We start from the raw sequence: 10,071 nt of genomic DNA, 5'->3' as shown, positions 1-10,071 counted from the left end.
GGTTTTCTGTACTTCCGCCCCTGTGGTGGGGCTCCTCCGGGAGCCCCACCGCTCGCGTATGTCCGGGCGGTTGGCGGGCCCCGGCGGCAGCGGCCCTGCCGGGGTCAGCCCCAGAGGGCCCGAGCGAGGGCCACTCCGGCGAAGGCGGCGGCGAGTCCGGCGAGCAGGCTCAGCACGACGTTGGCCGCCGCGTAGAGGCGCGCCCCGTCGGTGGTCAGCCGCAGGGTCTCGTAGGAGAAGGTCGAGTACGTCGTCAGTGCCCCGCACAGGCCCGTACCGACCAGCAGTTGGGCGTGCGAGGTGGCCGCGCCGGCGGCGACCGCGCCGGTCAGCGTGCCGAGGATCAGGCTGCCGGACACGTTGACGGCGAAGGTCCCCCAGGGGAAGACGCTGTCGTGCCGGGCCTGGACGAAGCGGTCGGTGAGGAAGCGCAGCGGTGCCCCGACCATGGCACCGGCCACCACCAGCAGCCAGTTCACCCGCGTCCGCCCTCCCCGCCGGCGGCCGGGTCCGGCCGCCCCTGGTACACGAACATCTCGCACGGGTCGAGCGTCACCAGGCCCCCGTCCGCAAGGAGTTCGTCCAGCTGCGGCAGGAACCCGCGGATCCGGTCCGCGGCGTCGACGGCGACCACCGCGACCGGCAGTTCCTCGCTGAGCGACAGCAGCCGCTGGGTGTGGATCACGGAGGTGGTCCCGAAGCCCTCGATGCCGCGGAAGACGCTGGCCCCGGCCAGTCCCGCCGCGCGGGCCCGGTGCACGATCTCCGCGTAGAGGGGCCGGTGGTGCCACACCTCCTGCTCGCCGACGACCACCGTCAGCCGCAGCGCCGAAACCCCGCGGCCCGTCGCCCCGTTCACCGCCCCGTTCGCCGTGCCGTCGGTCATGCCGTCCGCCGCCTCAGTCCGAAGAGCGCCCGGGTCGCGGCCATCGCGGCCGTCACGGCCGCCAGCGCGGCGAACAGGGTGGCCGCGAGATACGCCAGCGCCGCCGCCAGCCGGTGAGCCTCCACCAGGCGCTCGATGTCCACGACATACGTCGAGAAGGTGGTGAAGCCGCCGAGGATGCCGGTGCCGAGGAACGGGCGGAGCAGCCGGTGCGCCGTCCACACCTCGGTGACCAGCACCATCAGGACGCCCATCAGCGCACATCCGGACACGTTGACGACGAGCGTCGTCAACGGGAAGGCGCCGGTACCGGTGGGCCAGATCAGGGCCGCGCCGTACCGGGCCACGGCGCCGACGGCACCGCCCGCGGCCACCGCGCCGATCACCGGCCACTCGCCCTGCCAGGGCGCCGCCCGGCGGGCTCGCTCGTCCATGTGTCTCCGTGACTGACGTGATCGGGTCTGCCGGGATCATCGCGTCCGCCGAGATCGCCGACGCCCTCAGGTTAAGCCCGGCCATTTGACAGCGCTAAACATGGGATGTTCCCATCACCGGTAGAATCCTGCCGGTGAATCCGGTGAGGGAGCAGCGTGACGAGAGGACGGCCCGATGCCGCTGCGCAGCACCGCCCGTACCAGCCTGGTCGACCTGGTCATCGAGCAGATGGAGCGGCTGATCACCGAAGGCGAGTGGCCGGTGGGGACCAAGATCCCGGCCGAGCCGGTCCTGGTCGAGCAGCTGGACGTCGGCCGCAACACCGTCCGGGAGGCGGTCCGCGCGCTGGTGCACACCGGAATGCTGGAGCCCCGGCAGGGCGACGGGACGTACGTCCGCGCCCGCAGCGACTTCGGCGCCGCCGTGCAGCGGCGGCTGCGCCGCGCCGCCCACCTGGAGGCGTACGAGGTGCGGGCCTGCCTGGAGCGCGACGCCGCCCGCCATGCCGCCCTGCGCCGTACCGACGAGGACCTGGCCGCGCTGCGCGAGGCGCTGGCGGTGCGCGGCCGGGCCTGGGAGTCCGGCGACGTGGCCCGGTTCGTGGAGGCGGACATGCGGTTCCACCGGGCCGTCCCCGCCGCCGCGCACAACAGCGTGCTGGCCGAGCTCTACGAGCACCTGACCGACGCGCTGCGCGGCACGCTGGAGGCGGTGGTGGCCACTCCGCTGCTGCCCGACGCGGTGCGCCACCAACTGGACGCGCACACCGCCATCGTCGACGCCATCGAGGCGCAGGACCCGGACGCCGCCGAGCGCGCGGCGCTGGCGCATCTCACCGAGGCCGCCGACGCGCTGCGCGAACCGCCCACGGGCACCGCGTAGCCGACGGGCGCCGCCGCGCCGCGCCCCGGCCGCACCGGCTCCACCACACCGACCGCACACCACCGACGCGCGCGCGTCACCACGCGACGAGGGAAGGCCACCACCCATGACGGAAGGACCGGCAGGCATCACGGCAGGCATAACGGCGGCGCCGGAGCGGCCCGTTGAGCAGGCCGCGGCGCCCCCGGGCACGCCCGCCCCGGCCGGTGCCACCGGGCGCCCCGCGCTCCACCTGGGCGTCGGCGTCATCCTGCTGGCGCTGAACCTGCGCCCGGCGCTCGTCGCGGTCTCCCCGCTGGCCGGCACCATCCGCGCCGAGAGCGGCATGTCGGCCGCCGCCACCAGCCTGCTCACCGCGCTGCCGCTGCTCTGCTTCGGCCTGCTCGCACCCCTCGCGCCGCGGCTGGGCCGGCGCTTCGGCATGGAGCGGTCGCTGCTCGGCACGATGGCGCTGATCTGCCTGGGCACCGGGCTGCGGCTGCTGGACTCGGTCGTCGCGCTGTTCGCCGGCACCGTCGTGATCGGTGCCGGGATCGCCGTCGCCAACGTCCTGCTGCCCGGCCTGATCAAGCGGGACTTCCCAGCGAAGGCCGGCCTGATGACCGGGCTGTACTCCATGTCGCTGTTCGGCGGCGCCGCGCTCGCGGCCGGTGTCACCGTGCCCGTGCAGCAGGCCGCCGGACTCGGCTGGCAGGCCACGCTGGCCTGTTGGGGCGCGCTCGCGATCGTCGCGCTGCTCGTCTGGCTGCCGCAGCTCCGCAGCCGCACCCGGGTGCCGGCCGCCGCGGCCCGGGAGGCCGCCCGTCCCGTACGCGGGCTGTGGCGCGACCCGCTGGCCTGGCAGGTCACCGGCTTCATGGGGCTGCAGTCGCTGAGCTACTACGCAGCCGCCGCCTGGCTGCCGACGATGCTCAAGGACGCCGGGATGGGCGCGGGCGACGCCGGCTGGATGCTGTCGTTCTCCTCGCTGCTGGGCATCACGGGGTCGTTCCTGGCACCGGTCGTCGTCGGCCGCCGGCTGCCGGCCGGGGCGCTGGCGGCGCTCGGCGCGGTGCTCTGCGCGAGCGGCTGCGCCGGCATGCTGGTGGCGCCGGTCGGCGGTGCGTACCTGTGGATGGCCCTGCTCGGCCTGGGCCAGGGCGCGGCGATCAGCCTCGCACTGCTGTTCATCGTGCAGCGCGCCCCCGATGCCCGGCACACCGCCCAACTCTCCAGCATGGCCCAGTGCTTCGGCTACATCCTCGCGGCCACCGGCCCGGCCGTCCTGGGCGCGGTGCACGACGCCTCGGGCACCTGGACCGTCCCGCTGGCCGTCCTGCTGGCGCTGCTGCTCCCGCAGGTCGCGGTCGGCCTGGGCGCGGCCCGGCCGCGGCACGTGACCGGACGGTGAGCGCGCGGGCCCGCGGTGACGGGGCCGCAAGCCGATACGGCTAGAGCCAGCCGTTCCGCTTGAAGCCGCGGTGCATCACCCAGCAGATCCCCAGCATCAGCGCCATCACGAGCGGATAGCCGAACGTCCAGCTCTTCTCCGGCATGTGCTCGAAGTTCATGCCGTAGATGCCGGTGACCATGGTGGGGACGGCCAGGATCGCGGCCCAGGCGGACATCCGGCGCATCGCCTCGTTCTGGGCGTTGGCGACCTCGGCGAGATGCGCCTGCAGTATGGAGTTGAGCAGTTCGTCGAAGCCGGTGATCTGCTCCCGGACCCGGTCCAGGTGGTCGGCGACGTCCCGGAAGTAGGTCGTGATCCGGGGGTCGATGTACGGCGTCGGCTTGTTCGCGAGTTGCTGGAGGGGGCGGTCCAGCGGGGTCACCGCCCGCTTCAGCTCCAGGAGTTCGCGCTTGAGCTGGTAGATGCGGCCGGCGCCACCACCGCCCCGTACGGAGAAGACCTCGCTCTCGACGTCGTCGATGTCGTCCTGGACGGCGGCGGCGACGTCCAGGTAGTCGTCCACCACGTGGTCGGCGATGGCGTGCAGTACGGCGGACGGGCCAAGCGCCAACTGGTCGGGGTCGCACTCCAGTTGCTCGCGCAGCGGGCCCAGCGAGCCGTGCCCGCCGTGCCGTACGGTGATCACGAAGTCGGCGCCGGTGAAGACCATGATCTCGCCGGTGTCCACGACCTCGCTGGTGTCGGTGAGCCGGTCGTGCTCGACGTAGCGGCAGGTCTTGAAGACGGTGAACAGCGAGTCGTCGTACGCCTCCAGCTTGGGCCGCTGGTGGGCGTGGACCGCGTCCTCCACCGCGAGCGGGTGCAGCCCGAACAGCTCGACGATTCCGGCGAATTCCACCTCGGACGGCTCGTGCAGGCCGATCCAGACGAATCCGTCACCGGACGCGCGGACCTGGTGGAGCGCCGCCTCGGCCGACCGCTGGCCGTCCTGGCGCACACCGGAGACGTACACCGCGCAGTTCACCACGGCGGTGCCGAGCGGCGAGCGGGCGGGGTGGCTGAGGTCGACGCCGCCCTGGCGCGGCTGCGGCAGCCGGACGGCTTTGCGGAGGTTGCTGATCATCGACACCGCGCCAGTATCGCCTCGGGGCGCACAAGGAGTACCGCGGACGGGCCGATTTTGCGCAGTCCGCACCGGAAGGTGATCGGAACCATCCCCTCCGTTTGCCCTTGTACGCCCCCCGGGGGTGCGCTCCCCCACACCGCCCGCCCGGCCGGAACCGGTCAGGAGACCAGCACCCGTTCGTCCCGTTCCGCGGCCGGGTCCGCCTCGGCCGCGTCGGGCGCGCCGTGCTGCCGCGCCCGCCGCGGCAGCAGGAACAGCAGCCCGAAGACCAGCACCAGACCGCCGGCTATCCACCACAGGGAGTTGCCGGTGGCGGGGATGAAGGACGCGCCGGCATCCTTGCCGTCGCCGACCACCCCGAAGAACGCCACCGACGAAAAGGCCAGACCCAGCGCATTGCCCACCTGCCCGGTGGTGTTGAAGATGCCGGAGGCCGAGCCGGAGTGCTCGGTGGGCACCTCGGAGAGCACCACGTCGGTGATCGGCGCGACGATCAGGCCCATACCGGCGCCCATCAGGAGCATCGCGGGAGCCATCTGCCAGGACTGCATGGCGGTGCCGTAGTGGCCGGCCGCCCAGAGGTAGAGGAGGGCGCCGGAGAGCATGACCAGCGCGCCGGCCTGGAGCACCTTGCGGCCGAAGCGGGGCACCAGCTTCTGTACGGACATCCCGGCCGCGGCCGAGCAGGCGAGGGAGAACGGGATGCCGGTCAGCCCGGCGTGCAACGGGCCCCAGCCCAGCCCGAGTTGCATGTGGAGCGTCCAGATGAGGAAGAAGAGGCCGCTGACCGCGCCGAAGATGAGCTGCACGCCGGCGCCGGCGGCGAACGTCCTGATCCGGAAGAGGGAGAGCTCGACCAGAGGCGAGCCGTCCCTGCGGGCCTTGGTGCGCTCGTAGCGGACGAACACCGCGAAGACGAGCGGGGCGGCGGCCATGGAGACGAAGCCCCACACCGGCCAGCCGGCCTCGCGGCCCTGGGTGAGCGGGTAGAGCACCATCAGCAGGCCGAGGGTGGCCAGCGCCGTGCCGACCAGGTCGAGGCGGAGCGCGGTGGCCGCCCTGGACTCGCCGATGAAGCGGCGGCCGAGGACGATACCCACGATTCCCACGGGCAGGTTGATCAGGAAGATCGGGCGCCACTGCAGGCCGAAGAGGTCGCCCTGGGTGAGCAGCGCGCCGATCAGCGGACCGCAGACCGCGCCCAGCCCGATCACCGCGCCGAACATGCCGAAGACCTTGCCCCGTTCATGGGCCGGGAAGCTGACGTGGATGATCGCCAGCACCTGCGGCACCATCAGCGAGGCCATCGCGCCCTGGAGCACCCGCGCGGCGACCAGCATCCCCGGGTCCGCGGCGAGACCGCACAGCGCGGAGGCGACGGTGAAGCCCCCCATCCCGAGCAGGAAGAGCTTCTTGCGGCCGTGGATGTCGCCGAGCCGGCCGCCGGTGATCAGGCCGACGGCGAAGGCGAGGGCGTATCCGGCGGTGACCCACTGGACGGCGCTGAAGCCGGCGCCGGTGTCCTTCTGGATGCTCGGTATGGCGATGTTGACGATGGTCGCGTCGACCAGGTCCATGAAGCTGGCGGTGAGCACCACGGCGAGGGCGAGCCAGCGTCTGCGGTCGGCGGGCACGGGGGCCGCCTCGGCCGCGTCGGGCGCGATCGGGTCGGGCGCGGTCATGGGCGTGTCTCCTAGGGAGCCGAGAGGGACAGAGGGGCCGGGCCGGCGGCGCCGCACTCCCGGCACCGCCTCGACGTCCTCGACACTAGAGGGCTTCTAGGACAGCTCCGGTCCTACTTCCTGCACCATCATCGGTCCATGAGTGAGACATCGGCACGACTGCTGAATCTGCTGTCCCTGCTCCAGACCCCCCGCGAATGGCCCGGCAGCGAGCTGGCCGAGCGGCTGCGGGTCACCCCCCGGACCATCCGCCGCGACATCGAGCGGCTGCGCGAGCTGGGGTACCCGGTGCACGCCACGATGGGCGCGGAGGGCGGCTACCGGCTGGCCGCGGGCACCGCGATGCCGCCGCTGCTGCTGGACGACGAGGAGGCGGTGGCCATCGCGGTCGGCCTGCGCTCCACCGCCGGGCACACCATCGAGGGCATCGAGGAGGCGTCCGTACGGGCGCTGGCCAAACTGGAGCAGGTGCTGCCGTCCCGGCTGCGGCGGCGGGTGGGCACGCTGGGCACGGCCACCGTCCCGATGCCGGCCGGGGACGGCCCGACCGTCGACCCGGAGCATCTGACGGTGCTGGCCGCGGCCATCACCAACCACGAGCGGGTGCGCTTCCACTACCTGGCGGGCGCGGGCACCCGCAGCAGGCGCCTGGTGGAGCCGCACCGGCTGGTCGCCGCGGGACGGCGCTGGTACCTCGTCGCGTACGACAACGACCGCGACGACTGGCGGATCTTCCGTGTGGACCGGCTGTCCGAGCCGTTCGCCACCGGCGTGCGGACCGCGCCGCGCGAGCTGCCCGCCGCCGACGCCGGGGCGTACGTCCGGGAACGGATGCGCGGGCTGACGGCCGCGGACGGGTACCGGGCGGTGGCGACCGTCCACGGGCCGGCCGACGAGGTGGCCGCCCGGCTCGGCGGGCCGGCGGCGGGCACCGTCGAACCGCTCGGCGAGGCGTCCTGCCGCTGGCGCAGCGCGCCCGACGCGCTGCCCTGGCTGGCGGTGCGGCTGGCCATGGTGGGCCATGAGTTCACGGTGCACGAGCCGCCGGAGCTGGTCGGGTACCTGCGGGCGATGGCCGGCCGGGTGGCCCGCGCGGTGGCACCGGAGGAGACCGGAAACACGGACGCGCCCCGATGACGGATACCCCATGGGGGTATATGGTTCTGCGTAGTGAACGGGCCGCCGGCAGCCGTCGGCGCCCCTCGGCCTCGCGATGAGGAGACGCCATGACGGCCCTGACCACCCCGGTCAAGCTCGGTGGCTACGCACTGATCCTGCTCGCCGTCCTCGCCGCCGGATTCGGCCTCGGCCGCGCGTTCGCCCCCGGCGACCGGGACGCCCCCACCCACGTGCCTCCCGCGCGGCACACCCGTACCGTGGACCACTCGCAGCACCCCGAGGAGCAGTCATGACCACCGCCGTCGCAGACCACGTCGAGCTGGAGATCGGCGGCATGACCTGCGCCTCGTGCGCGGCCCGCATCGAGAAGAAGCTCAACCGCATGGACGGGGTGACCGCCACCGTCAACTACGCCACCGAGAAGGCGCAGGTGGCGCTCGCGCCGGACAGCGGCGTGGCGACCGCGGACCTGATCGCCACCGTGGAGAAGACCGGCTACACGGCCGCGGTCCCCGAACCGCCCGCCCCGGAGCCGGCCGCCGGGGAGGCCGGCGGCGACCGCGCCCCGGACCCCCTCGCCGCGCTCCGCCGGCGCCTGCTCACCGCCCTCGCGCTCTCCGTCCCCGTGGTCCTGATGGCGATGGTCCCGGCACTCCAGTTCACCAACTGGCAGTGGCTGTCGCTGACCCTGGCCGCCCCGGTGGTGGTGCACTCGGCCTGGCCGTTCCACAAGGCCGCCTGGACCAATCTGCGCCACGGCACCGCCACGATGGACACCCTGATCTCCCTCGGCACCCTCGCCGCCTTCGGCTGGTCCCTGTGGGCGCTGTTCTTCGGCACCGCCGGCATGCCCGGCATGACCCACCCCTTCGAGCTGACCATCGCCCGCACCGACGGCAGCGGCTCGATCTACCTGGAGGCCGCGGCCGGCGTCACCACCTTCATCCTGGCCGGCCGCTACTTCGAGGCCCGCTCCAAGCGGAAGGCCGGCGCGGCCCTGCGGGCCCTGCTCGAACTGGGCGCCAAGGACGTCGCGCTGCTCCGCGACGGCCGGGAAGTGCGGGTCCCCGTAAGTGAGTTGCGCGCCGGCGACCGCTTCGTCGTACGCCCCGGGGAGAAGATCGCCACCGACGGCCGGGTCGTCGACGGCGCCTCCGCCGTGGACGCGTCGATGCTCACCGGCGAGTCCGTTCCCGTGGAGGTCTCCCCCGGTGACACCGTCACCGGCGCCACCGTCAACGCCGGCGGCCGGCTGGTCGTCGAGGCCACCCGGGTCGGCGCGGACACCCAGCTCGCCCGCATGGCGCGGCTCGTCGAGGACGCCCAGAACGGCAAGGCCGCCGCCCAGCGGCTCGCCGACCGGATCTCCGCGGTCTTCGTCCCCGTCGTCATCGCGCTCGCCGTCGGCACCCTCGGCTACTGGCTCGGCACCGGCCAGGGCGCGGTGGCCGCCTTCACCGCCGCCGTCGCCGTACTGATCATCGCCTGCCCGTGCGCCCTCGGCCTGGCGACCCCGACCGCGCTGATGGTCGGCACCGGCCGCGGCGCCCAGCTCGGCATCCTCCTCAAGGGCCCCGAGGTCCTGGAGTCCACCCGCACCGTCGACACCATCGTCCTGGACAAGACCGGCACCGTCACCACCGGCGTGATGACCCTGACCGGCGTCCACCTCGCCGAGGGCGAGACCCGGGAGCAGACCCTGCGGCTGGCCGGCGCGCTGGAGCACTCCTCCGAGCACCCCATCGCCCGGGCCATCGCCGGCGCCGCCGAGGCCGCCGAGCCGTCCGGCACCCTGCCGGTCCCCGAGGACTTCGCGGCCGTCCCCGGCCTGGGCGTCCAGGGCGTCGTCGACGGGCACGCCGTGCTGGTCGGCCGGGAGCGGCTGCTGAACGACTGGAGCCTGCACCTGCCGCCCGAGCTGGCCGCCGCCAAGAACGAGGCCGAGGCGGCCGGCGCCACCGCGGTCGCCGTCGGCTGGGACGGCGCCGCCCGCGCCGTGCTGATCGTCTCCGACGCGGTCAAGCCCACCAGCGCCGAGGCCGTCCGCCGGCTGCGCGCCCTGGGCCTGACGCCGGTCCTGCTCACCGGCGACAACAAGGCGGTCGCCGAGGCCGTCGCCGCGGAGGTCGGCATCGACGAGGTGATCGCCGAGGTCCTCCCCGAGGACAAGGTCGCGGTCATCGCGCGCCTCCAGTCCGATGGCCGCTCGGTCGCCATGGTCGGCGATGGCGTCAACGACGCGGCGGCGCTGGCCCGCGCCGATCTCGGCCTGGCCATGGGCACCGGCACCGACGCCGCCATCGAGGCCGGCGATCTCACCCTCGTCCGCGGCGATCTGCGCGCCGCCGCCGACGCCATCCGCCTCGCCCACGCCACCCTCGGCACCATCCGCACCAACCTCTTCTGGGCCTTCGGCTACAACGTCGCCGCCCTGCCGCTGGCCGCCGCCGGCCTGCTCAACCCGATGATCGCCGGCGCCGCGATGGCCTTCTCCTCGGTCTTCGTCGTCGGCAACAGCCTCCGGCTCCGCCGCTTCCGCGCCCTCGCC

The 10,071-nt window shown here is 73.7% G+C and carries 10 protein-coding genes; 5 read left to right on the top strand and 5 right to left on the bottom strand.

Going from position 1 to position 10,071, the window contains the following annotated elements; all coding sequences use genetic code 11:
• Nucleotides 1-104 precede the first annotated feature (104 nt).
• From crcB to ACO1BR_RS05040, 3 genes are read right to left on the bottom strand one after another with little or no spacing between them, the layout of a single operon-like run.
• Nucleotides 105-479: a fluoride efflux transporter CrcB gene (gene crcB, locus ACO1BR_RS05050; RefSeq protein ID WP_426793789.1), complete on the bottom strand. Its 375-nt coding sequence runs from the start codon at nt 477-479 to the stop codon at nt 105-107.
• Nucleotides 476-886, bottom strand: a complete 411-nt coding sequence (locus tag ACO1BR_RS05045) for a DUF190 domain-containing protein (protein WP_426793788.1) — start codon at nt 884-886, stop codon at nt 476-478. Before ACO1BR_RS05045 ends, crcB begins: the two co-directional genes overlap by 4 nt.
• Nucleotides 883-1,320: a fluoride efflux transporter FluC gene (locus tag ACO1BR_RS05040; RefSeq protein ID WP_426793787.1), complete on the bottom strand. Its 438-nt coding sequence runs from the start codon at nt 1,318-1,320 to the stop codon at nt 883-885. The genes ACO1BR_RS05045 and ACO1BR_RS05040 overlap by 4 nt, the downstream gene beginning before the upstream one ends.
• Before the next feature lie 175 nt (nt 1,321-1,495).
• Here ACO1BR_RS05040 and ACO1BR_RS05035 point away from each other — a divergent pair, with 175 nt between their 5' ends.
• Complete coding sequence (locus ACO1BR_RS05035; protein WP_426793786.1) at nt 1,496-2,203, top strand: FadR/GntR family transcriptional regulator; 708 nt, start codon at nt 1,496-1,498, stop codon at nt 2,201-2,203.
• A gap of 106 nt (nt 2,204-2,309) precedes the next feature.
• On the top strand, nt 2,310-3,593 hold the full coding sequence (locus tag ACO1BR_RS05030; protein ID WP_426793785.1) for a CynX/NimT family MFS transporter: 1,284 nt from the start codon (nt 2,310-2,312) through the stop codon (nt 3,591-3,593).
• A 40-nt stretch (nt 3,594-3,633) separates the two neighbouring features.
• Here ACO1BR_RS05030 and ACO1BR_RS05025 read toward each other — a convergent pair whose 3' ends face one another.
• Both ACO1BR_RS05025 and ACO1BR_RS05020 read right to left on the bottom strand, forming a co-directional pair.
• A complete protein-coding gene (locus tag ACO1BR_RS05025; RefSeq protein ID WP_426794001.1) occupies nt 3,634-4,719 on the bottom strand; it encodes a magnesium and cobalt transport protein CorA in 1,086 nt (361 codons plus the stop codon).
• 161 nt (nt 4,720-4,880) lie between these two features.
• Nucleotides 4,881-6,404, bottom strand: a complete 1,524-nt coding sequence (locus tag ACO1BR_RS05020; RefSeq protein WP_426793784.1) for an MFS transporter — start codon at nt 6,402-6,404, stop codon at nt 4,881-4,883.
• Between the two features lie 138 nt (nt 6,405-6,542).
• Here ACO1BR_RS05020 and ACO1BR_RS05015 point away from each other — a divergent pair, with 138 nt between their 5' ends.
• The 3 genes from ACO1BR_RS05015 to ACO1BR_RS05005 form a co-directional block, all read left to right on the top strand.
• On the top strand, nt 6,543-7,541 hold the full coding sequence (locus tag ACO1BR_RS05015) for a helix-turn-helix transcriptional regulator (protein ID WP_426793783.1): 999 nt from the start codon (nt 6,543-6,545) through the stop codon (nt 7,539-7,541).
• Between the two features lie 89 nt (nt 7,542-7,630).
• The gene (locus tag ACO1BR_RS05010; RefSeq protein ID WP_426793782.1) at nt 7,631-7,816 is read left to right on the top strand and encodes a hypothetical protein; all 186 of its coding nucleotides are present in this window, start codon (nt 7,631-7,633) and stop codon (nt 7,814-7,816) included.
• The coding region (locus ACO1BR_RS05005; RefSeq protein WP_426793781.1) for a heavy metal translocating P-type ATPase at nt 7,813-10,071 on the top strand (2,259 nt) is incomplete at its 3' end. The genes ACO1BR_RS05010 and ACO1BR_RS05005, both read left to right, overlap by 4 nt.

The organism is Streptomyces sp. YGL11-2, from assembly GCF_050054615.1.
Taxonomy (GTDB): Bacteria; Actinomycetota; Actinomycetes; order Streptomycetales; family Streptomycetaceae; genus Streptomyces.
The sequence above is the reverse complement of the archived record's forward strand: the minus strand, read 5'-3'. Positions and strand labels throughout refer to the sequence as shown.